We start from the raw sequence: 26,118 nt of genomic DNA on the forward strand, positions 1-26,118 counted from the left end.
CTCCGGGGGGCGTCAGGCGGCATCGGCGAGGCGCAGGCCGGTGAACTGCCAGCGCTGATGCGGATAGAAGAAGTTGCGATATGGCAGCCGCGCATGGCCTTCGGGCGTCGCCACCGAGGAGCCGCGCAGCACGAACTGGTTGTTCATGAATTTGCCGTTGTACTCGCCCAGGGCGCCCGGCAGCGGCCGGTAGCCCGGATAGGCGACGTAGGCGCTGCGGGTCCATTGCCAGACGAGGCCGAACGCGTCCGGCAGGCCGCCGTCGCGGGCCGCGACCTCCCACTCGAACTCGGTCGGCAGGAAGCGCCCGGCCCAGCGGGCATAAGCGTCCGCCTCGTAGTAGCTGACATGGGTGACCGGCGCGTCGAGATCCACCGGGCGCTCGCCGGCGAACGTCATGGTCGCCCAGCCGTCACTGATTCGGCGCCAGTAGCCCGGCGCCTCCCAGCCCTCGGTCGGCCCGGCATACCAGCCGTCCGACAGCCACAGCTCGGGCTTGGCGTATCCGCCATCCTCCATGAAGGCGAGCCACTGGCGGTTGGTCACCAATGCCCGGTCGATCCGGCCCGCCTGGATCAGCGTCTCGTGGCGGGGCGATTCATTGTCGAAGGAGAAGCCCGGTCCCTCGTGCCCGATCCAGGCGATGCCCCGGTCGAGCCGGGTCTGGCCCGGCTGCGCCGCAGCCTTCGGGAAGCGCCAGTCCGGGTCGTAGGCCGGGTTCAGCGGGTTCTGCGCGAAGGCGTGCAGGATGTCGGTGAGCAGGAGCTCCTGATGCTGCTGCTCGTGGTAGAGCCCGATCTCCAGGATGGGCAGGATCGCCTCCAGCGCGCGCTCGGAGGCTTGGCCCAGCAGGGACTCGACCGCCCGGTCGATATGGACCCGGTAGGCCGTGACCTCGGCGAGCGTCGGGCGGGTGATCATGCCCCGCTGGATGCGCGGCTGCCGGGGACCGGCCGCCACGTAGTACGAATTGAACAGGTAGTGCAGCCGCTCGTCGTAGATGGTGTAGCCCGGCAGGTGCTCGCGCAGCAGGAACTGCTCGAAGAACCACGTTACATGGGCCCGGTGCCACTTGGTCGGGCTGGCATCCGCCATGGACTGGACCTGCTGGTCCTCCGCGGAGAGCGGCGCCGCGCGGCATTCGGTCTCGCTCCGGACCTGCCGGTAGGCGGCGATCCAGGCGGCCCGGTCGATCGGACGGGCCGAGACAGGCGGCGGCGGGAAGGCCGGCGCCCCAGGCTCGCGTGTGTCGTCCGTGCGCAGTGCGGCCGTCGCTGCCATGACGATCGTTCCCTTTCCCGGCCAGCCCGAGAACTGTTTCCTCGGTCCCAGGTTGGCGCGCAGAAGATATGTCTCGGGCGAGGTCAGACAACCTCCGCAGGCGGAGTCCTGCCGGCTCGGTGTCGTTCGAGGGCTGTTCGCCACCGCGGCGGCGCGGTTAACATGGCGGGTTGGGGATCGCGGGTCTTTCTCTCGCCGCAGTGACACCGCCTTAACCAGCGATGCCGATTCTCGGGACCCTTGCGAGGAGTCCGGACGTCACATGCGGATCGATCTGATGGCCGGCGCCAGCCTCTCTTCCGCGGCTCTGCGCGGCGCCGCCGAGCCGACCATCCTGGTGTTCGATTCCGGGCTCGGCGGCCTCACCGTGCTCGATGCCGTGCGGCGCGCCCGGCCGGACGCCCGCTACGTCTATGTCGGCGATGATGCCGCCTTCCCGTATGGCCGCCTCACCGAGGCGGCCCTCGTCGCCCGGGTGCTGACCGTGATGGAGCGGCTGGTCGCGACCCACCGACCCGACCTCGTGGTGATCGCCTGCAACACCGCCTCGACCGTGGTGCTGCCGGCCCTGCGGCAGCGCTTCACGACCCCGTTCGTCGGCGTGGTCCCGCCGATCAAGCCGGCCGCCGCGGCCACGCGCTCGCGCCTCGTCTCCCTGCTGGCGACCCCCGGGACGGTGGCCCGCTCCTACACGCGCGACCTGATCGCCACCTATGCCGAGGCCTGTACGGTCACGCTGGTCGGCGCCCAGAACCTCGCCGGCTATGCCGAGGCCGAACTCGCCGGTTTTCCCGTTGACGATGCCGCGCTGGCGGCCGAGATCGCGCCCTGCTTCGTCACCGGGGCGAACGGAGGGCGCACCGACGTGGTCTGCCTCGCCTGCACGCACTATCCCTTGCTGCTGCCGCGCCTCGAAACCCTGGCACCCTGGCCGGTGACCTGGATCGATCCGGCGCCGGCCATCGCCCGGCGCGTCGTGCAGCTGATCGGCTCCGCACCGCGAGGGGCGGAGGGTCACGGTGCCGCACACGGGGCGTTCACAGCCGGGACCTGCCTGACCGATCCCCTGCGCACCGCGCTGGCGGCCCACGGGATCGGCGAGGTCGCGGTCGAGGCGATCCCGCTGCCGCTGCAATAGGCCCGCGCCGAATTCAGCCCGATCGACGATCGCATGAAAACTGTCTTCGCCGCTTGCCAAGCCGGCGAATGCAGTCTCTGATGGCGGCGATTCGCAGAAATATGCTGCTTTCGAGGGGCGCGTCGTGATGCTGAAAGCTGCAACGCTTGCGGCCGGGCTGCTGCTCGGGCTGGCATCGCCGGGCTGTGCCTGGGCGTGCGGCGACGGCGATGCGCCCACCGCCTGCGACGATCCGAGCCCAAACGGCTTCGCGTCCTGGATGCTCCACCGGGTCGATCGAGCGCTCGCGGCCGACAGGGCGCAGGCCTTGCAGGACTTCACCGACGGGGCCCGGGGCTTCCGAACCGCCGACACCTACGTATTCTGTGTCGGACCGGACGGCATCATGTCGGCCCACCCAAACCCAATCCTGAAGGGTCACGATGTCCATGACCTGCATGACAGGACGGGCAACCACTTCATCCGAACCATGATGGAGACGGCCAAACCCGGACAGATCGCGGTGATCCGCTACCTGTTTCCGAAGCCGGGCAGTACCGTCGAGGAGCCCAAGACGACGTATTACACCAAGGCCGGCGATCAGACCTGCGCGGTCGGCGTGTACGACGCCGACGTTGCGGCACCCCCGGCGACGGCGGACAGCCGGGTCGCCGAGCTCCGCCACCGGCTCGACGGTGTGATCCCGACGACTGCCCGAGCCGACTGGACTGCGTTCCTCGAAGCGCTCAACGCGCAGCGGGCCGAGAAGACCACGGCGATCGCTGAGGCGCGGCGCGATCTGGTCGCCGCCGCAACCGCCCTCGACAAGGCCGGCGGCCCCCGGGCGCCGGGCGAATGAGATCCGGAGCGCGGCCGATCTACGGCTGCGGGCCGAGAACTGCAGCCGGGGTCGCCCTGGCGGGATCCGAGGCGGCGTCGGCGGGAACGACCAAGTGGACGAACAGCATGCCGGCGGCGACGATCAGCGCGAGCGCCAGGATGCGCCAGGGTTCCAGGATCGGGCCCTGTGTTTCGGAGACGGTTCCGATCGCAGCGCTCTCGCGGACGGCTCCAAAACCTTGTCGTGACGCGTTCCCATGCACCGAACCAACGTCACCTTGGGCGGAGAGCGCTCTCGTCGTGTCGCTCGGCATCGCGTCCTCGTTTCGGCCTCTGAGGACCGGATGGGACACCCGGAGCATGAACGCTTCGTAAATTCTCCGGGACCCGATCGTCCGCCTTGTGCGCGATAGCGGGAGCGCCGCATCTCGCCGTGCTCGGAGAGGCTCAACGGAAAAACCGGCCGCCGTTCATGATTTTGACCCGGTAACGCTCCGGGCTGAGGACGTGTCCCAGGGGGTCGACGATCTGCACCGCCTCGTAACCGGCGGCGATCCAGGTTCTGGCGAGCACAACCGCACTCGCGGCCCGGACCCTGGTCTGGCGGATATGACCCGTCTGCCCCCGGGCGGTGATGACGTACTGGGATGTCGGGGTACCCGCACTTGTCATGGATTAGAAATTCCATGACCGCCGTGAATGTGCGCTATCTTACGTTAAAACAATGTCGGATTTCCGCGTTCGAAAGCAAGGATCGAACACAACAGATCTCGGACGGATCAGCCCGTGAAAGCATCTATGCAAGTGGCAGGCCTCACGTGAATGAGGCGTGCGTGAAGCCCTCGCCCGCACGACGGCCGCGCTTTTAGTCGCGCCGGTATCGTCTTCCGATCCGTCGAAGCGGAGACCCGTTCGGTGCATGAGAGCGCCTTCGGCGGATCGGACATCACGCGCCGGTTCGTCGAGGCCAACGGCCCATCATGGGTGGGCCACAGAGCGAGCCCCGGAACCGACGATCAGCCCTGCGCCCCGCCCGGCGTCACCGGCTTGGGCTTCGTAGCCGAGCCTCTCATCCGATCCGGGATTTGCGTGCCAGCGTGGGACATAGTGCTGATATCCACAGATGGTCGACGAAAACAGTGTTGTGGCTGCCGACGGAACGCAATCGTCTGTGGTTTAATACCGATGAGGCAAAGCTCCTCGGCGGCGGTACGCGCGATGTTCGAGAACCTGTTCTGGGGCGCGACGCTGGTGGCCCTGATCTGCGTCGCGGCACTGGTGGCTATCGGCGCCGCCCACGCGCCGCGGGCTGTTGGTCGGTTCGCGGACTCGGCTCAGCCCGATCCGCGCCGATCGTTCGGGCGCAAGAGGGGCTGGCGCCGCTTCCCTCGGCCGACGCGGCACCGCGGATCCCTGCGGGTGCGGTAGGCCAACGCGCAGCCCGCGCTGCGTTACAGGTGCTTGAGCCCGCAGCGTTCCAGCAGCGGCAGCAGCTCGTCCCGGGCCCGGATGCGATGCTGGCGTGCGGCCTCGAGAGCCACCTCGGTCGTGCCCGCGCGGATGGCCTGGGCGATCCGGCGATGTTCCGCGATCGAGGCGTCCAGGGTCCGGCGGAGGTTCAGCGTCAGCATCCGCGCCCGGTGGGACTGGTCGTTGATGGCCTGCACGATCCGGCTCATCCGTCCGTTCCGGGCCTCGGCGATCAGCGCCGCGTGGAACGCCCCGTCCGCGAGGCCCCAGCCCGGTAGGTCGCCCCGCGCATGCGCCGCCGCCATCGCATCCGTGTGGGCATCGAGGGCCTGCGCGGCGGCCAGTCGCGCGGCCTCGGGGAGCGTCGCCACCAATTCGGCGGCCCGGCCGTCCATGGCGATGACGACATCGTAAATCTCGCGCATGTCGTCCGGCGCCAGGGCGAGGATCAGGATGCCCTTGCGTGGCAGGACGCGCACGAGGCCATCCTCCTGCAGCCGGATCGCCGCCTCGTGGACCGGCGTCCGGCTCATGCCGAGCCGCAGGGCGATCTCCTGCTCGGAGGCCTGGTAGCCCGGGGCGAAGCTGGCGTCGCGGATCGCGTTACGCATCGCCGCGTAGGCGTCGTCGACCAGGGAGCCGCGCTTCGCGCCGTCCTCATCGCCTTGCGCCTCCGGATCCCCGTTGGGCCGCGCCCGCGCCATTGACCGTCTCCCCCCTCGTCCGCCGGCCTTACAGCGTCCGCCCCTGTCGAGGAATGGCCGTTGACACGTCGCAGCCCCGGATCTACCCGTATTCAAGCTTGCATGGAAGATGGCGCGCAACAGATGCGCCACTCCGGCGACGGGAGGACATGATGAACAGCTCGCTCGAGCAGGCGACCATGCGCCGGGTCGCGTGGCGCCTGATCCCTTTCGTCTGCCTGCTGTACTTCGTCGCCTTCATCGACCGCGTGAATATCGGTTTCGCGGCACTGACGATGAACAAAGACCTGGGCTTCTCGGCGTCGGTCTTCGGTTTCGGGGCGGGGGTATTCTTTTTTGGGTACTTTCTGTTCGAGGTGCCCTCTAACATCATCCTCGACCGGGTCGGTGCCCGGCTCTGGATCGCCCGCGTGATGATCACCTGGGGGCTCATCTCCGGCGCCTTCGCGTTCATTCAGGGCGAGACGAGCTTCTACGGGCTGCGCTTCCTGCTCGGGGCCGCGGAGGCGGGCTTCTTCCCCGGCATCATCCTCTATCTCGGCTACTGGTTCCCGATCCGCTACCGGGCCGCAGTGGTATCCCTGTTCATGGCGGCGGCGCCGGTCTCGGTGCTGCTGGGCTCGCCCCTGTCGAGCCTCTTGCTCGAGATGGAGGGGCTCCTGGGCCTGCACGGCTGGCAGTGGATGTTCCTCATCGAGGCGGTCCCCGCAGTGATCCTCGGCTTCGTCGTGCTGGTCTACCTGACCGACCGGCCCGAAAAGGCGACATGGCTCTCCGACGACCAGCGGGCCTGGCTCGTGGCCGAGATGGAGGCGGAGCGCGCCGGACGGCAGGTGCAGGCCCGCCACAGTCTGCTCAGCGGCCTCACCAATCCGCGGGTGCTGGCGCTCGCCCTCGTGTATTTCGGCACCTCGGCCGGGCTCTACACCCTCGGTATCTGGGCGCCGCAGATCATCAAGGGGCTGGGCCTGTCGACCATGAATGTCGGCCTGCTGAACGCGGTGCCGCCGACCGTCGCGGTGGCGGCGATGATCCTCTGGGCGCGCCATTCCGACCGGACCGGCGAGCGCACGTGGCACGTGGTGATCGCCTGCCTCGCCGCGTCGCTGGGCCTGATGCTGGCCGGCGCCGCAACCTCGGTCGTGGCGGTCATCGCCGCGCTGAGCCTTGTCAATGTTGGGATCAGCGCCGCCAAGCCGCCCCTCTGGGCGATGCCGACGCTGTTCCTGTCCGGCCCGGCCACGGCGGTTGGCATCGCCACCATCAACGCGGTCGGCAATCTCGGCGGCTTCGTCGGACCGTGGATGATCGGATGGATCAAGGACCGGACCGGCAGCTTCGCGGGCGGCCTGATGTTCGTGGCCGGCCTGCTCCTGTTCTCCGCGATCCTGACCCTCGCGGTCGCCCGGGCCGGTCACCGCGCCGGACAGGCCCGCGTCGCCCTGCACTGACTCCTTTTGACCCGGAGACCCACCATGAAGACCTACACCATCGCGGCCATTCCGGCGGACGGCATCGGCGTCGAAGTCATCGCCGCCGGCATCGAGGTGCTCGATGTACTGGCCGAGAAGACCGGCACCTTCCGGTTCCAGTTCGACCATTTCGACTGGGGCTCGGATTACTACAAGACGCACGGCGTCATGATGCCGGCCGACGGCCGTGACCAGATCCGCAACCACGACGCGATCTTCTTCGGGGCGGTCGGCGCGCCGGACGTGCCCGACCACATCACCCTGTGGGGTCTGCGGCTCGCGATCTGCCAGCCCTTCGATCAGTACGCCAACGTCCGCCCGACCCGCATCCTGCCGGGCATCACCAGCCCGCTCCGCCACGTCTCGGGACCGGAACTCGACTGGGTGATCGTGCGCGAGAACTCCGAGGGCGAGTATGCCGGCGTCGGCGGCCGGGTCCACCAGGGCCACGCCAACGAGGTCGCCACCGATGTCTCGATGATGACCCGCTCCGGGGTCGACCGCATCATCCGCTACGCATTCCAGCTCGCCCGGTCCCGGCCGCGCAAGCTGCTGACCGTGGTGACCAAGTCGAACGCCCAGCGCCACGCCATGGTGATGTGGGACGAGATCGCCGCCGAGGTGGCACAAGACTTCCCCGACGTCACCTGGGACAAGATGCTGGTCGACGCCATGACGATGCGCATGGTGGTAAAGCCGCAGACCCTCGACACGATCGTGGCGACGAACCTGCACGCCGACATCCTGTCGGACCTCGCGGCGGCGCTCGCCGGGTCGCTCGGCATCGCGCCGACCGCCAACATCAACCCCGAGCGCACCTTCCCGTCGATGTTCGAGCCGATCCACGGCTCGGCCTTCGACATCACCGGCAAGGGCATCGCCAACCCGGTCGCGACCTTCTGGACGGCGTGCCAGATGCTGGAGCATCTCGGCGAGGCGCCCGCCGCCGACCGGCTGATGCGCGCGGTCGAGCGCGTGACCGCGGATCCGAACCTGCACACCCCCGACCTCGGCGGCACGGCCACGACCCGTCAGGTGACGGACGCCGTGATCGCGGCGATCCGGGGCGACAACGCCTGAGACCGTCGTCAGGTCGGGTCGATTATCCCGCGCGCGCTGGTCTCGACATCCAGCGTCGCGCGGCGGCGGCCGAGGCCGACGCAGACCCATCCGGGGTGTATGAGGCCGAGCCGCCCCGGCGTGCCAGCCTGCGTCGCCACGCCGGCCACGACGAACACGCACGCGAAGTCCGGCGCCTCGGACCGCCGCCCCGCGAACGCCGCCAGGGCGGCGTTGTCGTGGATGCCGCCGCCGGTCTCCGCGGTCCGCATCCGAAAGCGTGGGCCACCAAAGCGCCGGCCGCGCGTTGTCAGGATCGTCCGACCCTACCTGGAGCGCCCGATGCTCGCCCGATCCGCCCTGCTCTTCGTCGTCCTGACGTCGAACGCGCAGGCCGCCGCCTTCGATGACCTGAAAGGCTACCTCGCCTCCTGCCTCCGGTTCGAGATGAGCGGCGCTCCGGCGGCGCGGGGGGCGCCCCTGTCGTCGCGGATTCGCGAGGCGCTCGGCCGATGCTCCGACGACGTCGCGCGCCTCGAACGGGCGGATGGCCGCCGCCTGCGCGGCGATGGCGGGCTCAGCCCATCCACCAGGGACGTGATCCAGAGCGTCGTGGGCCGGAGCGGGTTCACCGACGTCCGGTATTGAGCCCCTTCCCGGACCTCAGCCGGGAAGGCAATGCGATCTCAGCCGGCGATCCGCCGGCGCGACAGCATGAGGCCGACCAGCGCGATCGCGGCGAGCGCCGAGACGGCGAGGCCAGTGCGCAGACCGGCCGGCACGTACTGCACGGTCAGCACGCCGTCTCCGGCCGGAATGAGTGCCGACAGCAGGAAGTCGTTGGCGGTCTCGACGGCCAGCGGCGCGCCGTTCCAGGCCGCGGCGTAGCCCGGATACCAGGCGCGCGCCCAGACGACGCGTCCGCCCCCCGGTGAGGCGACCGTGTAGCGTCCCGACGCCGCGCCCTCCGCGGCCGCGGTGACGGTGAAGCCCGGTGGCCCGGCCGAGAGCGTTCCCGGCAAGATAGAGCCGCCGCCCACCCGCTCAAACAGCTCGGCCGCCACGCCGCTGCGCCGAGTCCAGCCCGGCCCGGCGACGGCCGCGAAGCCGTCCGCGCGCGGCCCTCGTTCCACTGCGACCCGCGCCACGCGCGCGAGATCGAGGGTGCTGGCGCCTGTCACGGGGTCCGGGCGCGCCAGCCGTTCGGCGGCCTCCGGGCAGGTCGCCCCGCCCCGCCACATGCAGATCGCACGGAAGCCCCGCATCGGCATCGGCGAGTAGCCGCCGACCACCGCGGCGCCCGTCAGCAGCGGCGTGTTGGAATGCGGCAGTTCGGTGAACAGGGCGCCCTGGGCCGGCGGTGCCATCGGGGTGCGATGGTAGTCGGTGTTGTGGAGGACCAGCATCGTGTCGCCCGGGCGCAGGGGTAGAGCGACATAGGCCGAGCGTGCCATCGGCGCGGGCCATGTGCCGACCTGCTCGTTGACCGGCATCGTCGTGGTGAGGATCGCGAACACGATCGCGTGGCTCGCCGCGATGATCGCGAGGCGTGTCGTCCCCTGCGCCCGCAACGCCAGCGCGGCCGTGAGGGCGATGAGCGCCGTCAGCCCGATCTGGAGCGTGAGCAGGCCCGGATCGCGGACGAGCGCGACCGCGCCGCCGATCGCGATGAGCCCCAGCGTCCGGCCCGGCGCCCAGCGATCCCGCGTCGCGAACCAGGCGGCCACGATGGTGCAGCCGATCTGGACGTAGGGCAGGAAGCGGAACGGCCAGCGCAACTGCGACACGCCGGGTGAAATCGCGAGCAGCGCGATCACCGCCGTCATGGCCAGCAACAGGGCGACGCCGCGGCCCTCCGGCTCGTTCAGCCGCGCCCGGGAGGCGTTCACCAGGGCAACCGGGACCCACCAGGAGACGTACTGGGCCGGTGGCCCGACATGCATCTTCAAGCCGCCGAATCCGAGCCAGGTCTCCGGCCAGACCGGCACGCCCATCGCCAGGATCACGGCGAGCGGCGTGGACAGCATGTCGTGAAACAGGACCTCCGGCTGGCGGGAGCTCGTCCCGATCGCGGCCACGAGCGGCATCCAGGCCGGGGCGGCGAGCAGCCCGCCGAGCCCGGCAGCCAGGGCAGCACGGGCGCAGGACCGCCCGTCGCGGCCGGCCCAGAAGGCCAGGGGGAGAGCGACGCCGAGGCCGGCGATGAGCGCCGCGTCGGAGAACGGCCAGCCGCTCGCGATGGTCATAGAGACGGCGCCCGCGGCCGCGGGCACGAAGCCCGGTGCCCGATAGGCGCGGATCAACGCGGTGGTCGCCCAGGACAGCCAGGCGGTGCTGACGAGGCCGGGGATCCACGTGATCGCGCCCCAGTAGACGATCCATCCGCTGGTCGCGGCCGTCAGCCCGGCCAGCATGGCGGCCGCCCGGCTGACACCGACCACGCGTGCCAGGGCGTAAGTGCCGCCGGCGAGCAGGCCGACATGGACGAGCGCGAAGAAGGCCGCGGCCTGATCGAGCCGCGCGAACCCGTCGAGCACGAGGTAGAGCAGCACGCTGACCGGGTTGAACAGCGCGTACTGGTACTCGGCGAGGAACGCGCCCCCCTGGAACAGGCGCGGCGTCAGGAACGGCAGTTCCCCCGCCTTGATCAGCCGGGCGATCTCCAGGAACCCCGGCATGAAGTAGGCTTGGTAATCGTCCGTGAAGTAGAAGGTCGGTGTGTGGGCCAGCGGAATCGCCGCGGTCGCAACGGCGAGACAGGCGGTCAGCAGGCCCCAGCCGAGTTCGGTGCCGCGCGACAGGCTGACAGGCGCCGCCGCACCGGTGATCAGCCCGGCGCTCATCGCGTCCAGACTCCGAGGACCGATTTTCCGGCTCGGAACCCCAGCCAGGGATCGAGCCGGCGCGAGATCGGAACCATCAGGCGGTCCCAGGCGGCGATCTGGCCCGCGCTCGGCATCGCGCTCCGCAGGACCAGACGGTTGCCCAGTGAGGCGCCGAACCCGACCGCATCGAGGTAGTCGAGGCGCACGCGCTGCAGGCCGTCCGGCGCAGCCGCGCGCAAGGTCGCCCGGGTGTAGCGCCGCTCGTGTCCGATCGCGGCATCGAAGGGTGCGTAGAGGAACGGATGGGCCGGCGAGAGCACGACGAGGTGTCCGCCGTCCGCGAGGCGCGAAGCCGCCCCCGCAAGCTCGCCGTGATCGTCGCGGATGTGCTCCAGCACGTCGATGTACAGAATGGTGTCGAAGCGTTCAGCGGGGTCGAGGTCACGGGTGGTTCCGCGCAGCACCCGCGTGCGCACCGGCAGCCCGCCCGACGCGATCCGCGTCGCAAGGTGCGCGGCGAAGTGTGCATCGGGCTCCAGACAGGTCCAGGCCGCGATGCCCGTCCGCGGGGCGAAGATTTCGGCCGTCGCGCCCAGTCCGGCGCCGACATCGAGGACGCGGCCGCCGACGAACGGCGCGATCGCGTCGGACCAGTAGCGCTTCCAGTTGCGCGCGGTCGCGAACAACTCCAGTTCGGTCCCGACATACCCCTCGTGCGGCGCCGTCACGCCGCGCGTTGATCCGCTGGCCACTTCGCGTCTCCGTCTTCGGTTATCTCCGCGGGGGCGGGGGCCAGCAGGAACCAGTGCGCATCGCGGGCCGGCACGGTCTCGGGCAGTGCGCGCCGGTTGAGGTGGGCCGCTGCCGCCGTCGCCGCGAGCAGGGCCGCCTGGAACAGAACGACGAGGAGCAGGCCGCCCGCGTTCGTCGCCCAGCCGGGCATGGCGAGGTCGGTGCAAAAGCGGACGAGCACCACGCCGATCATCGCGACGACCACGCCGCACCCGAACGCGGCCAGGAGCACGAGCAGGCGCACGAGGCAGATATCCTCGAACACCGCGATGGCGTTGAGGCCGTGCCGGATCAGCGCCGTCGCGTTCATGGTCGAACGCCCGGCATAGCGCTGGCCGCGGTCGAGGGGGATGCGCCGGAGCGGCAGGCCGGAGCGGATCAGGCTCGCGGCGAAATGGCTCCACAATGCCGGGGCATGGACGAGCCGCGGCAGATGCGCCGGCGGAATCGCGCAATAATGCCCGAAATCGATGCGCCGCCCCGTGCAGAGCCGGAAGACCATCTTGAACAGCCCGTAGCCGAGCGCGAAACGGGCGCCCTCGAAGCGTCGTCGGCGCTGGGCGCAGATCACGGCCTCGGGGTAGGCCTCGGCTTCCGCGACGAGGCGCGGGATATGCTCCGGCGGATCCTCCCCGTCGCCATCCATGACGAGGATCGCGCGGTAGGCACTCGCCCGCGCATTCGCCTGGACGAGACCGACCGCGATCGCACGCTGATGGCCGAGATTGGTGGCCAGGACGGCCGGGCGCAGGCGCAGCCGGCGAGCCGCCTCCGCGACCTCGGCCAGCACGCCCTCCCCCGATTGCCAGGATCCGTCATCGACGACGATGAGGTCGGCGTGAAGATCGGCCGCAACCAGAACTGTGTCGATCGCGCGGGCGAGGATGCGGAACGCGGCCCAGTCGTTGAAGACGGGCACAACGATGGCAATTGGACGTGCATCGTGCGGCGATGCCTGCGGAGGCTGGCCCAGGGCGGTCAGTTCGGAGGCAACCCGTGCGAACCGCTCGACCTCGCTCGGCGCCATGCTGTCCTCCGCCATGTCTCCGCCTGCATCCGCCGCGTCAGACCGTCGAAGACTGGTTGGGCAGCGTGAACTTTTGATTAAAAGCGTCCTGACCGCTTATATACCGCGATACCTTTGGCAACGTCGCTGCCGTGGTCCGGTCGAGGCTTGATGTGCACACGGGGGCGATCGGGCCCGGCGCGATCACTCGAGCGAAGCTCGATCCGGCCGATCTCGCCGATGCAGCCAAGGCCGTCAGCGGCCTTATGGCGTGCCGGTGAGGGAGCAGCCGTCGCCCGGCACGTTTGGGATCGCCAGCGAGCGTGCCGCGCCCGCGAGGATCGCGAATCGTGTTGCTGGTCCATGAGGCGCACGGAATCTTGCACCCCAGAAAAGATGAAGCCCGCCAACAACTTGGCGGGCTCAAATCTGTCAATTGGTGCCCAGGAAAGGCAGTTGGGTGCCCTCAGGTGCCACGTAAGCTGTTGGTTTCACTGATGGCAGATGAAGCATCAAGGGATCTGTTTCACTGCTTGTATTAACAGTGTCAAACGGACCGAGGATTCGCGCGTCGTTGAGCGTTTACGGCATGCGATCAGTAACCGATGTGGATGTGAGAGATGGTGCGTAGTTTGTAAATCTGGAGTACGCTTGTGGCCTGCGTCGGGAGACTCCATGGCAATAGGTACTCGTGCGAACAAAAGTCCGCGTCCGGCATCTGATTTTGAGGCGCAACTAGACCGACAAATAAACTTTTTAAGGCGATCCTGTGCAGACTTTGACAAAGGTGAATCTGACGAGGCCATTAGGATTTCGCTTGCTATACGAGTCTTAGTGCACGACACCCATCAATCAACATCGCTTCTGAAGCACTTGGGTATTAAGGATAAGCTTTCTTACGTGGATACTGGCGTATACCGTGATGTGTTGGATCCCGCTACTCAAGCTTGGTTAGATCAGGAGGGGAAAGGTGCCAAGCTTGTTGCATCGAATCCTGCCGATGTTGGGCTGGTCGAGATTGGGGATGCGGGAAACGGTAGAATAGGCTGGTTTGCCCCTCTTCGCCTTGGCCGCTTTTTACCAGGAACTCCGCCTGATAAAGCGATTAGAAAATTTGCCAAATTTTCGTCCTGGTGGAATGACCCTCTGGTAGAGTCTTCTAGTCGGAAGTGCTTTTCTCGTTCTCATCTAGTTCTGATAATGGCTAATCAGGACGGAGGCGGTCACGTAGATGCTGAGCTTGACGCTGACTACAAGGATCTGATCATTGATCCGCTAATGCAGGGGGCGCACGGATCGTCACTGGAAGGTAAAACTCTGGATGATGTTCCGCCAGACGCCTTGAATAACATCGCGTTTGCATCTGTCCGTCAAATCGCATTCGAGCTGATGTGTACGATAGACCGATATAGACACGTTGAGGCTAATCCTGGTATCCTATTGATGCCAGATCCATACAAGGATCTGCCGATGCCAAAGCTGCCTCATCAACCGATGAATTGGCCATCGCCAGTTATCTCGATGATACCTGGATAGCGAACTTGATGATTGGACATGTTAAACGATGGAACAGTATTTCTTGCGTCGTATGGAGCAATAGTAGCGTCGCTCTTGCTCTTGAACCGGGCGGCGCCTCTGTTGATGTCTTGCGGTTCCATTGCCTGATATCGGGCTCTATCCCGTGCAATTCATAACGAGCTCACGGTGGCGAACACGTCCGGCGTGATGCTCGATCCGGCCGATGCATCCCTGGCGTGTTCCCGATCGCCACCGAAGGTGCAGCGTCGGCAAGGATCGCAGACCTTGTCGGTGACCGACGAGGCGCACGGAAACTCGCCCCCTGGAAAAGATAAAGCCCGCCAACAACTTGGCGGGCTCAAATCTGTCAATTGGTGCCCAGGAAAGGACTCGAACCTTCACCTCTCGCGAGACTGGTACCTGAAACCAGCGCGTCTACCAATTCCGCCACCTGGGCATGCCGCCGGCTATCGGCCGGCGACGGCTCCGTTTAGGCAACCGAGCCGCCGCCGTCAATCGGGATTTCAGCCCCGTGGCCATTCCCGGATGTCGACGAAGCGTCCGGCCACCGCCGCCGCCGCCGCCATCGCGGGCGAGACCAGATGCGTGCGCCCACGCGGACCTTGGCGGCCCTCGAAATTGCGGTTCGAGGTCGAGGCGCAGCGCTCGCCCGGCCGCAGCTTGTCCGGGTTCATGCCGAGGCACATCGAGCAGCCCGGCTCGCGCCAGTCGAAGCCCGCCGCCTTCAGGATCTTGTCGAGACCCTCGGCCTCGGCCTGCGCCTTCACGAGGCCCGAACCCGGCACGATCATCGCCGCGACGCCGTCGTGCACCTTGCGGTCGCCGACCACCCGCGCGACCTCGCGCAGATCCTCGATCCGGCCGTTGGTGCAGGAGCCGATGAAGATCCGGTCGAGGGTGATGTCGGTGATCCGCGTACCCGGCGTCAGGCCCATATAGGCCAGCGCCTTCTCCTTGGATTGCCGCTTGTTCTCGTCGGCGATCTCGGACGGGTCCGGCACGCGGCCCTGGACCGAGATCACGTCCTCGGGGCTGGTGCCCCAGCTGACGATCGGCGGCAGGTTGGCGGCGTCGAGGCGCACCTCGCGGTCGAAGAAGGCGCCCGTGTCGGTGACCAGGCTCTCCCAATGGCGGCACGCCGCCTCGAACGCCGCGCCCTTCGGGGCCTTCGGCCGGTCCTTCACGTACGCGAAGGTCGTAGCGTCGGGCGCCACCAGGCCGGCCCGGGCACCGCCCTCGATCGACATGTTGCAGATCGTCATCCGCCCCTCCATCGAGAGGGCGCGGATCGCTTCGCCGGCATACTCGATCACGTGGCCGGTGCCGCCCGCGGTACCGATCTCGCCGATGATCGCCAGGATGATGTCCTTGGCGGTCACGCCCGGCGGCAGGGTGTTGTCGACGGTGACGCGCATGTTCCTGGCCTTGCGCTGCACCAGCGTCTGGGTGGCGAGCACGTGCTCGACCTCCGACGTGCCGATGCCGTGCGCCAGCGACCCGAAGGCGCCGTGCGTCGAGGTGTGGGAATCACCGCACACGATGGTCTGGCCCGGCAGCGTGAAGCCTTGCTCCGGCCCGATGATGTGGACGATGCCCTGGCGCCGGTCGAGGGCGTCGTAGAACTCGATGCCGAAGTCGCGCACGTTCTCGGCCAGCGCCTCGAGCTGGGTCCGGCTCTCCGGATCCTCGATGCCCTGGCTGCGGTCGGAGGTCTGGACGTTGTGATCGACCACCGCCAGCGTCTTCTCCGGGTGGCGGACCCTGCGGCCGGCCGTGCGAAGGCCCTCGAACGCCTGCGGGCTCGTGACTTCGTGAACGAGGTGCCGGTCGATGTAGAGGAGGCTGGAGCCGTCCGGCTGAACATCGACGACGTGGTCGTCCCAGATCTTATCGTAGAGGGTGCGCGGGCTGGTCATCGGTCTTCGTCTTCGACGTTGGGGCGGTGCAGAATTCTCGCGATGGTGCGGCTTCCTTAGTAGGCATCGCGGTCGGTTTGCGAAAGGGGCGAGCCCCGCCCCTGTCATATGGCCGCCCGGCGACGGCGAGCGGATGTCACGGGCCGCGCCGGATCCCGCTGGCGTTGCACCCCGTCGAGGCCCTATGCCGGGATGGGGGAGCCGGCCGTGCCGCCGAACGGCCGAAGGTGGGAGTGTGCGATGCCTGATGCGCCGGCCGAGATTCTGTTCCTGCGGAAGATGCACCCGCTGGTGGAGGCGGCCTTCGAAGGGCGGCACATCGTCCATCGGCTCGCCGGTGCCGCGGATCCCGACACCCTGCTCGCCGAGGTCGGACCGCGGATCCGAGCCTTGGTCGTCGGCGGCGGGGCCGATGCCGCCTTGATGGACCGGCTGCCGAAGCTCGAACTCATCGCCAATTTCGGTGTCGGGTACGACGCGGTCGATGCCGTGGCGGCGCGAGAGCGTGGCATCGTCGTCACCAACACGCCCGACGTGCTCACCGACGAGGTGGCCGACCTCGCGATCGGCCTCACCCTCGCCACCCTGCGACGGCTTCCGCAGGCCGACCGCTACCTGCGCGCCGGCCACTGGCCCAAGGCCCCCTTCCCGCTCACCGCCTCGCTGCGCGGGCGGCGCGTCGGCATCCTGGGGCTCGGCCGGATCGGCCGGGCGATCGCCGGGCGGCTGGAGAGTTTCGGGGTCGCGATCGACTATCACGGCCGGCGCCGTCAGGCGGACGTGCCCTACACCTATCACGACAGCCTGATCGGGATGGCCAGGGCGGTCCACATCCTGATCGTGGTCGCCCCCGGCGGGCCCGAGACCCGCGGCCTGATCGATGCCGCCGTGCTGGAGGCGCTGGGGCCGGAAGGCATCTTGATCAACGTGGCGCGGGGTACCCTGGTCGACGAGGCGGCGCTCACCGCCGCGCTGAAGGCCGGCACGATCCTGGGGGCCGGCCTCGACGTGTTCGAGAACGAGCCGCACGTGCCGGAGGATCTCGCCGCCCTCGACAACACGGTGCTCCTGCCACATGTCGGCTCGGCCTCCGAGCACACCCGTGCGGCGATGGCCCAGCTCGTCGTCGACAACGTCGTCTCGTGGTTCGAGGGGCGGGGACCGCTGACGCCCGTCGCCGAGACGCCGTGGAGACCGAAATCGTGAAGCCGGCCTCGGCTGCCCTGCTCGCCGCCCTCACCCTGTCGGCATGGCCCGCCGCGGCGCAGGATGCCCCGGATGCGCCGCCCGAGGCCGCACCTGTGGAGACGCCTGCGGTTCCGACCCCCCTGCCAACTCTCCCCGAGAGGCTCGGCGAGGCTCCGGGCACCTGGGATCTGTCGCGGGATGGGACCAACCGGCGCTGCGTGATGACGCTGGCCCTCGACAGCGGCGACGCTGGCCGGCGCCTGCGCTTTCCCGCGGGCTGCCGGCGGGCCCTGCCGATCATGAACGGGATCGCCGGATGGCTGTTCGTCAATGACGGCGTGAGCTTGGTCGATAAGAACGTGCGCCCGATCCTCGAATTCGTCCGGCGCCCCGACAAGCACAGCCTCGTCGCCAAGCTGGAGAACGGCGAGCACTACAGTCTCGTCCCGCTCGATACCGTGGGCATGCGTCCGGCCGCCGCGGCAGCCACCGAGGCAGAGCCGACCACGGCGACGTCCTCCGCCCCCTCCCCGCTTCAGGCGACGGCGCCCCTTCCGGCCGAGTTGCAGACCTCGGCGACCGCCACGGCCGTGGCGCCCGGCCCAGCGCCGGGGCTCTACACCCTCGACCGGTTCCAGGAGCGTGACACCTGCCGGCTCACGCTCGATGCGGCGGGCGGCGGCGTCCACGTCGTTCCCGGTTGCCACGACGGCGGCCTGGAGGTGTTCGATCCGGTCCGCTGGTGCTACGCCAACGGCCGGATGACCCTCACGGCCAAGCGCGGCCACAGCATCGACCTCGTGCCGAGCGGCGATGGCCGCTGGCGGCGCGATCCGGAGGTCGGTACGACCTTCGTGCTGCGCCGCGTGGAGTAGCCGCTACAGCGACGAATTGCGGCCGTCCTGAACCGGCAGCATCCGCTCCAGAAGACCGTCGCGACGGATGATCAGGTGCCACGCGGTGCCGGCGATGTGCAGGAGCACCAGGGCGTAGACGAACCACTGTCCGACGAGGTGGATCGATTCGGCGATTTTCTGGGGCCCCTCGTCCTTGGTCAGGCCCGGGATCGTGAACAGCCAGAAGTACGGCGTGTCGCGGCCCGAGAAGGCGCTCAGCAGGTAACCGCTGATCGGCATGATCAGGAAGATCGCGTAGAGCAGAAAGTGGTTGATGCGCCCGATCAGCGTCAGGAGCCGCGGCGCCTGGGGATCCGGCGGGGCGGGCCGGAATATACGCCAGACGATCCGCAGGACCACGATCGCCAGGATCGTCAGGCCGACCGACTTGTGCAGGACAAACATGCTGCCCTTGGCGGGCGCGGGCGGCAGGCTGATCGCCACCCAGGCCAGCGGCAGGACGGCCAGGAACAGGGCGGCCGTCAGCCAGTGCAGGGCCTGCGCGACCGGGTTGTAGCGCGGCATCCCGGAGGCCGTGACGTAAGTCGCGGGCAGCGCGGTCGGCGCGGCCGTGCCGACCGAGATCGGAGAACCTGACATGATCCCTCGCGCATGAGCGTGGCTCGTCTCAGCACTTAGGGCCGGCTGCGACCCCGGGGAGTGCGTTACCGCATCGCTTTCGCGTGTGATTTCGAGTCGTCGGTTGGACGAGGGTGCGAGTCGGATGCTTGGCGCATCGCCCCGATCGCCACGCCCGGAATAACCCTACCGGGCGTTCAGTACGGCCACGTCCACCGGCCGCGCCACGTCGATCAGCGCCGCGAGTTCCGCCGCCGCCGATCCGATCCGGGTCGCGACCGTCCGGTCGAGGATCTGGCCGTCGGAGATATCGTCGGAGCCGGCATAGACCGAGGTCGGCGCCACGTGCGCGGCGAAGAAGCCGAACAGGGGCCGCAGGCTGTGCTCGACCACCAGGGCATGGCGCAGGCCGCCCCCCGTGGCGGTGATCGCCACCGGCATTCCTGCCATCCGGGCCGGATCCACAAAGTCGAACACGTGCTTGAACAACCCGGCGTAACCGCCTTGATAGACGGGCGTTCCGACGATCAGCGCATCCGCGCCCTCGATCGCCGCGATCAGGTGCGCGGCCGAGGCCGACAAGGCGTCGCGCTGCGTCGCGCCGAGACCCGGGCCGGCATCGATCAGGTCGTAGACCGTCAGGTCGATCCGGCGCAGGCGGCCGAGTTCGGCCCCGAGCGCCTCGACCAGGACGCGGGTCCGGGACGGGCGCTTGGCGCTTCCCGAGAAGGCGACGACGCGGGCGGAATGCGGCATGGCGCTCGACTGCATATTCATCGGATAACCTTCCGCGGCGGGACGCCCGGATTCGGGACGTCGAACGATCTGGCGCCTGCCCGACACGCCGCGTGGGCCAAGGCGAGGGTAGCGCATTTCGGTCCCGGAAGAACCCTCGGCGCGTCGGCGCGCCGCGATTGGGTGAATCGATCGAGACGCTTGCCGTTGGCGATACTCATGGGCGCAGCCGCCAGACATGGCTTCGCTTGATCTCGGTGTCTTCCAGGGATCGCGAGACGGGAACCGCGTAGGTCGCCAGACACTCTAGGCGGTCGCGCGGCAGGTAGGTGCGGCCCGGATCGCCGATCAGGACTTGAACGCCGCGCGCCTGCAAGCCAAAGAGCCACGTCGTCACCGCCTCGGCGAGGTCGCGCTCGTAGAAGACGTCGGCTGCCAGAACGAGATCGACCTCAGGTTCCGTCCCCAGGAGATTGTCGGAGACCGGCTCGATCAGGCCCGCCACGTCGTTGGCGGCGGCATTCAGGCGGATCGCCGCCATGGCGAACGGATCGAGATCGCTGGCGGTGACGTGCTGGGCGCCGGCCCGCGCCGCGGCGATCGCCACGAGGCCGGAGCCCGACGCAAAGTCGATGATCCGGGCGCCGGTTACGCGGTCCGGATTGTCGAGGATGTAGCGGGCGAGCGCCTGACCGCCTGCCCAGGCGAAGGCCCAGAAGGGCGGCGGCAGGCCGATCGACTCCAACTCTTCCTCGGTCTTCTCCCACAGCGCGGTCGCCTCGTCGGCGACATGGAGCCGGATCTCGGGGGCGTGGGGAACCGGCATCAGGCGGGTGTTGACACGGATGAAGCCGGCGGGATCGTCGGGCGGGCGCATCCTCAACCCTCCAGCAGGTCGCGCCACAGGGCGCAGACGGCCTCGGTCACCGCAGCCTCGGTGAAGCCGTCCGCCTCGATCCGCGCCCGCGCCGCATCGCCGAGGCTCGCCACGAGGGCGGGGTCGCGGCTCAGCCGAACCAAAGCCCGTGCCAGTGCCGGCGCGTCGTCCGGCGGGACGAGCAGTCCCTCGACGCCGTCGCGCACGAGGCTGCGGCAGCCCGGGACATCCGAGGCGACCAGCGCCCGGCCGCAGGCGGCGGCTTCCAGCAGCGTGCGCGGCAGGCCCTCCCCGCCCCGGGACGGCAGGCAGGCGACGTGGTGGGACGCCCAGGTGGCGGGGACATCGGCGGTAGGCCCGTGCCACGCGACGCCGTCGCGGCTCCACTCCCGCAGCGTCGCCTCGGCGATCGCGCGGCGGTTCGACGGGTCCGGCGCGCCGTAGAGATCGAGTTCGACCGGTGCGCCCTGGGCACGGGCGAGGCGGACGGCTTCGACGGCGACGTCGACACCCTTCGACCACAGCATGCGCGCCACCAGGGCGACGCGCAGGGGCGGCATCGGCGGCAGAGGGTGCGGCCGGTAGGCGGCGGGGTCGACCCCGGCGCCGCCGATGACGGTGACCGCCTGATCCAGCGGGTCGAGGCCCAAGGCCCGGGCGTCGTCCGGGTTCTCGAACAGGAAACGGGTGCGCGAAGAGGCGAGCGGGCCGCGGATCAAGCCCCGGAGGCCGAGCCGCGCCGCGTAGCCCAGCCGGTCGCTGCGGGCGCCCATGAGGCCGAGGCCGGTCAGCGCGTAGACCCGCGCCGGGATGCCCGCCATCGCGGCGGCGGTGCCGCCGACCAGGATCCCGCGCAGCGCGATGCAGTGGACGATGTCGACCCGGAGCGCCTTCAGGATCCCGGCGAGCTGCCCGGCCGCATAGCCGGCGGCCATGGGATTGAGGCTCGAACGCTCCGCCTCCAGGGGCACGACCCTGGCGCCGGTCGCCTCGATGGCGGCGCGGTGGGCGCGCACCCGGGTGACCACGGTGACCGACAGGCCCATGGCGATGGCGGCCCGCGCCATCGGCAGGAAGTGCGAGGCGAAGAACCAGTCCTCCGTCACCACGAAGGCGATTCGGCGCATCGGAGCGGGCAGGTTTTCGGGGGCGGCACGCGTCATCGCAGCCCTCTAGCACACCGCGGCGGATCGGCCTGCGGCGGATGCGCAGGCCAGGAACAGGGCTCGCGTACGGCCGGTTGACCGAAGCCTTCTCGCCGGGCGGGCAACCGGCGGCGTATGCGGGAGGAACGGGTGATGGCGGCGGTCGAGACGGTCGAAGGCGGCGGGACCCTGCGCGAAGCCGCGGAGGAGGCCGGGCTGGCCTACGTCGACGACGGCCGGCCGGGTCTGACCCGCAAGCGCAGCGGCACCGGCTTTCGCTATCTCGACGCGCGGGGCGCCCCGGTGCGCGACAAGGCGGTGCTGACCCGCATCAAGTCGCTCGCCATCCCACCGGCCTACACGGACGTCTGGATCTGCCCGCGCCGCAACGGCCACATCCAGGCAACCGGCCGGGACGCCAAGGGGCGCAAGCAGTACCGCTACCATCCGGATTTCCGGCAGGCGCGCGAGGCCAACAAGTTCGCGCGGATCATGGCCTTCGCGGATGCGCTGCCGCGAATCCGCCAGCGGGTCGATGCCGATATGAAGCGTCCCGGGCTCCCCCGCGAGAAGGTGCTCGGCACGGTCGTCCACCTGCTGGAGACGACCCTGATCCGCGTCGGCAACGACGATTACGCGCGCACCAACAAGAGCTACGGGCTCACCACCCTGCGCGACCCGCATGTCCGCATCGAAGGATCCGCCTTGTCGTTCCGCTTCAAGGGCAAAAGCGGCAAGACCTGGGACGTGTCCCTGAAGGACCGCCGCGTCGCCCGGATCGTGAAGGCCTGCCAGGACCTGCCCGGGCAGGAGCTGTTCCAGTACATCGATGCGGACGGCACGCAGCGCGACGTCAGCTCTTCGGACGTGAACGCTTACTTGCGCGAGATCACGGGCGAGGATTTCACCGCCAAGGATTTCCGCACCTGGGCCGGCACGGTGCTGGCCGCCCTCGCGCTCCGCGCCTTCGAGAGCTTCGACAGCGACGCGGCCGCCAAGCGCAATGTCCGGGCCGCGATCGAGAGCGTGGCGGGGCGGCTGGGCAATACGCCGACCATCTGCCGCAAGTGCTACATCCATCCGCAAGTCCTCGACTGCTACATGGAAGGGGGCCTGCTCGAACACGTGAAGGATGTCGTCGAGTCCGAGCTGAGCGAGGATCTCTCCAGCCTTCGGTCTGAGGAGGCTGCCGTGCTCGCGCTCCTCCAGGCCCGGCTCTCCGCGAGCGAGGGCGAGGCGCGGGGCGGCAAGCGGGTCAGGCCGGCCGCCAAGCGGGGTTCTGAGGGACGGAGGGCGCGGCCCAAGGCTTCGGCCAACAAGGCTTCGGCCAACAAGGCTTCGGCCGCCAACGCTTCGGCCGCCAACGCTTCGGCCACCAAGGCGGAAGCCCCGTCGCACGCCGCAGCCGACGCGCGGGTCGGAGCTGACGCGTAGGTCGGTGCCGCCTGACGCGGCGACACCCTGCGCGGTCTCACGGTTTTCGATCAGTGCCGGGACTGGATGGTGTTGCTGGGCGACCGCCGGTCGACGTTGCGTCGGACCTGATCGGCCGTGTCCACGACCGGAGCCAGCCCGAGCTGGCGCGCCAGGGAGACGAGGTCCTTCAGGCGGCCGGTCTGAGTCTTGCGCCGCAGGTTGAGCCGGTGCGTCTCCACCGTGCGGACGCTGAGTGCGAGGCGCCGGGCCACTTCCTTGTTGCTGAAGCCCGAGCTGAGGAAGCGGAGCACCTCCGCCTCACGCGGCGTCAGCCCGAGGCTGTCGGCCGGCTCGTTGGACAGCGCCAGGGGCTGCTCCGGCGGAACCAGACAATCCGAGCCCTCAGCGAGGGCGAGGAGCGCCGCCGCGAGCTCGCGCGGGGCCTTCGAGCGTGCCACGAAGGCGTCGGCGCCTGCGGTCAGCAGGGCGCGGAGATCGTCGGCCGTCAGCGCACCGAACACAACCAGGGTGCGCAGGCGCGGCTGACGCTCCTTGAGATCGACGATGCGCGCGATCCCGTCGGCGAGCCGGATCTCGTCGAGGAAGACCAGGGCGACCGCGTGCTCGGTATTGGTGAACTCCAGATCGGCCTCGCCGATCGTATGGAATTCCGGCATGTGTTCCAGGGTGGCGCGGACAGTCGCGCTCAGGTCCTGCGGCTCATCCAGGATCAGGACGCCAACGGCGGTACTCATTGCCTCGCACTCCACTCTCCCGGCTCGATACAGACGTCCGGGATCGGAGGCTAAGTTCCAAGAACTGTTCCACCACGAATTCAGAAATATTAAGCTTTATATCGGCATATATGCCGCCAAATCAGGTGATTTTAATCAGGCCGCGTCCCGTTCCGGGATATGGCGGCGTGATGCTTAATTGCGGCGTTCCGATATGGGGCAGCGCCGCTGGCTCATTACGCGACGACTGGCATCGCGTGGTCCGAGGACGCCACGACACGGTTCCGCCCGCCGCTTTTGGCTGCGTAGAGGGCAATATCCGCCCGCTTCATCAACGCTTCGACGCTGTCCCCATCGATCCAGCAGCTGACGCCGAAGCTGCAACTCAGCGTGACGGTCGCGTTGCCCGCGCGGATCCGAAGATCCTGCACGCTCGCACGCAGGCGCTCGGCCCGGGCGGTCGCATCCGCGATGCAGCATCCCGGCAGGATCAGGGCGAATTCCTCGCCGCCGAGCCGACCGCCGATACCCCCGCCGGCGATCAGATCGGCCACGGCCGTGATCGCGAGGTCGCCGACATCATGCCCGTACCGGTCGTTGATGCGCTTGAAGTGATCGATGTCGGCCAGGATCGCCGAGACGCCGCCGGGCCGGCCATTCTGAGCCGCGGCGATGCGGGCCCGGTTGAAGAACGCGCGTCGGTTCAGGGCCCCGGTCAGCGGATCCGTCTCGGCGAGGCGGATCAGCTCTTCCTGCATGGTGGTCAGGCGCTCGGCCGCGCGCAGCCGCGCGTTCAGCTCCTCGGCGCTCGGCGGCTTCTCGATGAAGTCGTCGGCACCACTGTCCAGCGCCTCGGCGAGGCTGCGGACGTTGCGGATCGACGACATCGTGATGACGTGCAGAGGCCCCCGCTCCTCTGCGAGCAACCGCGCGGACCAGCACAATTCGAGCCCGCAGAGCGGCCGGACCTCAAGGCTGGTGATGAGGACACGCACGGCCGGCGTGCCTTTGAGGAATGCGAGCGCGTGGGCCGAGTCCGTGAAGGCATGTACGGTGTGGCCCCGGGGCTCGATCAGCGACGTGATGATCTGAAGAACGACCCGGCTCGAATCGACGATGACGATCTGCATGGCGTGACCTGGACAGGATATCCGCAGTCTGGCGCAGAAGACTTAACCCACCACAAACGGGCCAGATAATAATATGAGCGTAGCAATAACTACCCCGGACCGGCGCTATATCATTGTTCGCGGACGACTTTGGCGCTGCGCGAACCCCGATCTTTCGCCGGAGCGTCGATCGGATCTGGTGGACGATCTGATGGCGGCTCGCCGTGCCGTGAAGGTGGCCAAGCAGTCTGAGCGCGACGGCGTGTCCGGTGCCGCCGAGGCTCTCAAAGCGGCCCGCGCGACGGTCGATGCCGCCAAGGTGGGGCTGGGCGAGCGCGGGCCGGTCTGGTGGCGCGACGGGGCGCCCGATCTCAACCGACATCTGGTACGTACCACGCCCTATGCGGCCTGGTACGCCGCGCTCAGCGACGGGGAACCCGAACCGCGATGATCTGGGCTCCGGCCGTCCGTTCCTCGGCCACGGCCCCGAGGCGCTGGCGTCCCTTTGAGCCGGCCGCCTGGATCACCGTCAGCGTCGGCCGGGCCGTCGGGGCTGCTGCGATGCCGGAGACCGTGGGAACGCCATAGGTGCCGTAGCTCCAGGGTGACGGCACAATCTCGGTGGGCCGTGGCACGTGGGTCAAGGGCGCCCCGATATAGTCGCCCCGCACGAATTCTCCGGCGAAACCGTACCCCTCCCCGTAGGCCGGAGCGTAGGGTGCAGGACCTCCGAAGCCCTGGGCCGCAGCGGGCGTGGCCAGGATGAGGGCCATGAGCGGCAGGATTGTCCGGATCGCCATGGGCCGGTTCCACTCCGTAAGAACGCGCCGGTCGCGCAGGATGCAGGGGAACCGAGCACACCTCACACCGTTCCGCTGCTCCAGCCGCGAAGACTGCTTAACGCTGGACGACTTGGGTAGGCTCAGCGGCAGGTGGTGATGCGACGGACGACCCAGCCCTCACCCTCGATCCACAGACGGCGACGAGTCCGGCTGCAGCTGGCCTCGTCGTCCCGATCGGCACCCGCGATGGCATGCACCTGCGGGCCGGCATCGGCGACTTTTGTCTCGATCGGATCCGCCGCGGCCTGGGCCGCCGCGGTGGCAAGGAGAAGCGCGGCGGCTGCGCCGAGTGCGGTCGTGCGAAATGTCATGATGGAGAGAGCGCCCTGCGGCCGTGCTTCGGTATTGATGCGGAAATGCGCGGCCGACCGTTTCGGTTTCATCGCGAGTGCCGGCGCTTAGATTTCCCCGCAATCGCCGTTAAGGAGATCGGGCCCACACGCGACGGCGCCCTGCAGATGCCCCGGCTCGGGGATTGCCGCGCTCGGTCCACGCTGAGAGGGTCCGGAAGCCAGGGTTTATGAGCAAGCCGAAACCGCCGACCAACGCGCTTCTGACGCCGGAGAAGCGGACCGA

General features: G+C 68.7%; 28 protein-coding genes and 1 tRNA gene. 11 read left to right on the forward strand and 18 right to left on the reverse strand.

What is annotated here, in order from left to right; genetic code table 11:
- Positions 1-12 precede the first annotated feature (12 nt).
- Positions 13-1,281 (reverse strand): ergothioneine biosynthesis protein EgtB, encoded by a 1,269-nt coding sequence (gene egtB, locus OXS49_RS19755; RefSeq protein WP_267426289.1) that lies wholly within the window; start codon positions 1,279-1,281, stop codon positions 13-15.
- A 262-nt stretch (positions 1,282-1,543) separates the two neighbouring features.
- Here egtB and murI point away from each other — a divergent pair, with 262 nt between their 5' ends.
- A complete protein-coding gene (gene murI / locus OXS49_RS19760) occupies positions 1,544-2,419 on the forward strand; it encodes a glutamate racemase (protein WP_267426290.1) in 876 nt (291 codons plus the stop codon).
- A gap of 127 nt (positions 2,420-2,546) precedes the next feature.
- Complete coding sequence (locus tag OXS49_RS19765; RefSeq protein WP_267426291.1) at positions 2,547-3,257, forward strand: cache domain-containing protein; 711 nt, start codon at positions 2,547-2,549, stop codon at positions 3,255-3,257.
- Positions 3,258-3,276: 19 nt separating this feature from the next.
- Here the strand turns inward: OXS49_RS19765 and OXS49_RS19770 are convergent, their stop codons facing one another.
- Positions 3,277-3,552, reverse strand: a complete 276-nt coding sequence (locus OXS49_RS19770) for a hypothetical protein (protein ID WP_243999172.1) — start codon at positions 3,550-3,552, stop codon at positions 3,277-3,279.
- Positions 3,553-3,685: 133 nt separating this feature from the next.
- Complete coding sequence (locus OXS49_RS19775) at positions 3,686-3,910, reverse strand: hypothetical protein (RefSeq protein WP_243999174.1); 225 nt, start codon at positions 3,908-3,910, stop codon at positions 3,686-3,688.
- 513 nt (positions 3,911-4,423) lie between these two features.
- Between OXS49_RS19775 and OXS49_RS19780 the strand changes: the two genes are divergently transcribed.
- Positions 4,424-4,666, forward strand: coding sequence for a hypothetical protein (locus OXS49_RS19780; protein ID WP_243999176.1), 243 nt, complete (start codon positions 4,424-4,426; stop codon positions 4,664-4,666).
- Positions 4,667-4,689: 23 nt separating this feature from the next.
- Here the strand turns inward: OXS49_RS19780 and OXS49_RS19785 are convergent, their stop codons facing one another.
- Positions 4,690-5,412 carry a GntR family transcriptional regulator gene (locus tag OXS49_RS19785; RefSeq protein WP_243999178.1) on the reverse strand — a complete coding sequence of 241 codons (723 nt, stop codon included), beginning with the start codon at positions 5,410-5,412 and terminating at the stop codon, positions 4,690-4,692.
- 152 nt (positions 5,413-5,564) lie between these two features.
- Between OXS49_RS19785 and OXS49_RS19790 the strand changes: the two genes are divergently transcribed.
- Positions 5,565-6,863 carry an MFS transporter gene (locus tag OXS49_RS19790; RefSeq protein ID WP_243999180.1) on the forward strand — a complete coding sequence of 433 codons (1,299 nt, stop codon included), beginning with the start codon at positions 5,565-5,567 and terminating at the stop codon, positions 6,861-6,863.
- Positions 6,864-6,887: 24 nt separating this feature from the next.
- Entirely contained in the window at positions 6,888-7,964 is a 1,077-nt protein-coding gene (locus tag OXS49_RS19795; protein ID WP_243999182.1) for a tartrate dehydrogenase, read from the forward strand.
- Positions 7,965-7,972: 8 nt separating this feature from the next.
- On the opposite strand, the gene OXS49_RS19800 is transcribed toward OXS49_RS19795, so the two are convergent.
- Positions 7,973-8,215, reverse strand: coding sequence for a hypothetical protein (locus OXS49_RS19800; protein WP_243999184.1), 243 nt, complete (start codon positions 8,213-8,215; stop codon positions 7,973-7,975).
- A 70-nt stretch (positions 8,216-8,285) separates the two neighbouring features.
- Here OXS49_RS19800 and OXS49_RS19805 point away from each other — a divergent pair, with 70 nt between their 5' ends.
- Entirely contained in the window at positions 8,286-8,591 is a 306-nt protein-coding gene (locus OXS49_RS19805) for a hypothetical protein (RefSeq protein WP_267426293.1), read from the forward strand.
- A gap of 38 nt (positions 8,592-8,629) precedes the next feature.
- Here OXS49_RS19805 and OXS49_RS19810 read toward each other — a convergent pair whose 3' ends face one another.
- From OXS49_RS19810 to OXS49_RS19820, 3 genes are read right to left on the reverse strand one after another with little or no spacing between them, the layout of a single operon-like run.
- A complete protein-coding gene (locus OXS49_RS19810) occupies positions 8,630-10,786 on the reverse strand; it encodes a hypothetical protein (RefSeq protein ID WP_267426295.1) in 2,157 nt (718 codons plus the stop codon).
- Positions 10,783-11,520 carry a class I SAM-dependent methyltransferase gene (locus tag OXS49_RS19815; RefSeq protein WP_267426297.1) on the reverse strand — a complete coding sequence of 246 codons (738 nt, stop codon included), beginning with the start codon at positions 11,518-11,520 and terminating at the stop codon, positions 10,783-10,785. The genes OXS49_RS19810 and OXS49_RS19815 overlap by 4 nt, the downstream gene beginning before the upstream one ends.
- Positions 11,493-12,602: a glycosyltransferase gene (locus OXS49_RS19820; protein ID WP_267426299.1), complete on the reverse strand. Its 1,110-nt coding sequence runs from the start codon at positions 12,600-12,602 to the stop codon at positions 11,493-11,495. The genes OXS49_RS19815 and OXS49_RS19820 overlap by 28 nt, the downstream gene beginning before the upstream one ends.
- 639 nt (positions 12,603-13,241) lie before the next feature.
- Here OXS49_RS19820 and OXS49_RS19825 point away from each other — a divergent pair.
- Positions 13,242-14,102, forward strand: coding sequence for a hypothetical protein (locus OXS49_RS19825; protein WP_267426300.1), 861 nt, complete (start codon positions 13,242-13,244; stop codon positions 14,100-14,102).
- Positions 14,103-14,456: 354 nt separating this feature from the next.
- Here OXS49_RS19825 and OXS49_RS19830 read toward each other — a convergent pair.
- Positions 14,457-14,541 (reverse strand) — tRNA-Leu (locus OXS49_RS19830).
- Between the two features lie 67 nt (positions 14,542-14,608).
- Positions 14,609-16,021 carry a 3-isopropylmalate dehydratase large subunit gene (gene leuC, locus OXS49_RS19835; protein ID WP_243999194.1) on the reverse strand — a complete coding sequence of 471 codons (1,413 nt, stop codon included), beginning with the start codon at positions 16,019-16,021 and terminating at the stop codon, positions 14,609-14,611.
- A gap of 240 nt (positions 16,022-16,261) precedes the next feature.
- Here leuC and OXS49_RS19840 point away from each other — a divergent pair, with 240 nt between their 5' ends.
- Both OXS49_RS19840 and OXS49_RS19845 read left to right on the forward strand, forming a co-directional pair.
- Entirely contained in the window at positions 16,262-17,227 is a 966-nt protein-coding gene (locus tag OXS49_RS19840; RefSeq protein WP_243999196.1) for a 2-hydroxyacid dehydrogenase, read from the forward strand.
- Complete coding sequence (locus OXS49_RS19845) at positions 17,209-18,084, forward strand: AprI/Inh family metalloprotease inhibitor (RefSeq protein WP_267426301.1); 876 nt, start codon at positions 17,209-17,211, stop codon at positions 18,082-18,084. The genes OXS49_RS19840 and OXS49_RS19845 overlap by 19 nt, the downstream gene beginning before the upstream one ends.
- Before the next feature lie 3 nt (positions 18,085-18,087).
- On the opposite strand, the gene OXS49_RS19850 is transcribed toward OXS49_RS19845, so the two are convergent.
- From OXS49_RS19850 to OXS49_RS19865, 4 genes are all read right to left on the reverse strand, one after another.
- Positions 18,088-18,705, reverse strand: a complete 618-nt coding sequence (locus tag OXS49_RS19850; protein ID WP_267426302.1) for a cytochrome b — start codon at positions 18,703-18,705, stop codon at positions 18,088-18,090.
- Between the two features lie 165 nt (positions 18,706-18,870).
- Positions 18,871-19,461, reverse strand: coding sequence for an NAD(P)H-dependent oxidoreductase (locus OXS49_RS19855; protein ID WP_243999202.1), 591 nt, complete (start codon positions 19,459-19,461; stop codon positions 18,871-18,873).
- Between the two features lie 175 nt (positions 19,462-19,636).
- On the reverse strand, positions 19,637-20,296 hold the full coding sequence (locus OXS49_RS19860; RefSeq protein ID WP_267426303.1) for a methyltransferase: 660 nt from the start codon (positions 20,294-20,296) through the stop codon (positions 19,637-19,639).
- Positions 20,297-20,298: 2 nt separating this feature from the next.
- A complete protein-coding gene (locus OXS49_RS19865; RefSeq protein ID WP_267426304.1) occupies positions 20,299-21,459 on the reverse strand; it encodes a glycosyltransferase family 4 protein in 1,161 nt (386 codons plus the stop codon).
- Positions 21,460-21,594: 135 nt separating this feature from the next.
- Here OXS49_RS19865 and OXS49_RS19870 point away from each other — a divergent pair, with 135 nt between their 5' ends.
- A complete protein-coding gene (locus OXS49_RS19870) occupies positions 21,595-22,875 on the forward strand; it encodes a DNA topoisomerase IB (protein ID WP_267426305.1) in 1,281 nt (426 codons plus the stop codon).
- A gap of 50 nt (positions 22,876-22,925) precedes the next feature.
- Here the strand turns inward: OXS49_RS19870 and OXS49_RS19875 are convergent, their stop codons facing one another.
- Together OXS49_RS19875 and OXS49_RS19880 are read right to left on the reverse strand one after the other, a co-directional pair.
- Positions 22,926-23,612 carry a response regulator transcription factor gene (locus OXS49_RS19875; RefSeq protein WP_267426306.1) on the reverse strand — a complete coding sequence of 229 codons (687 nt, stop codon included), beginning with the start codon at positions 23,610-23,612 and terminating at the stop codon, positions 22,926-22,928.
- A gap of 215 nt (positions 23,613-23,827) precedes the next feature.
- Positions 23,828-24,721, reverse strand: coding sequence for a diguanylate cyclase response regulator (locus OXS49_RS19880; protein WP_243999211.1), 894 nt, complete (start codon positions 24,719-24,721; stop codon positions 23,828-23,830).
- Between the two features lie 73 nt (positions 24,722-24,794).
- Between OXS49_RS19880 and OXS49_RS19885 the strand changes: the two genes are divergently transcribed.
- The gene (locus tag OXS49_RS19885) at positions 24,795-25,151 is read left to right on the forward strand and encodes a hypothetical protein (RefSeq protein ID WP_267426307.1); all 357 of its coding nucleotides are present in this window, start codon (positions 24,795-24,797) and stop codon (positions 25,149-25,151) included.
- Here OXS49_RS19885 and OXS49_RS19890 read toward each other — a convergent pair.
- Together OXS49_RS19890 and OXS49_RS19895 are read right to left on the reverse strand one after the other, a co-directional pair.
- Positions 25,123-25,500, reverse strand: coding sequence for a hypothetical protein (locus OXS49_RS19890; protein ID WP_243999215.1), 378 nt, complete (start codon positions 25,498-25,500; stop codon positions 25,123-25,125). The genes OXS49_RS19885 and OXS49_RS19890 overlap by 29 nt on opposite strands.
- A gap of 122 nt (positions 25,501-25,622) precedes the next feature.
- Positions 25,623-25,853: a hypothetical protein gene (locus OXS49_RS19895; protein ID WP_243999217.1), complete on the reverse strand. Its 231-nt coding sequence runs from the start codon at positions 25,851-25,853 to the stop codon at positions 25,623-25,625.
- Positions 25,854-26,118: the final 265 nt, after the last annotated feature.

Origin of the sequence: Methylobacterium sp. GC_Met_2 (genome assembly GCF_026540795.1) — a bacterium.
In the GTDB taxonomy this organism is placed as follows: domain Bacteria; phylum Pseudomonadota; class Alphaproteobacteria; order Rhizobiales; family Beijerinckiaceae; genus Methylobacterium.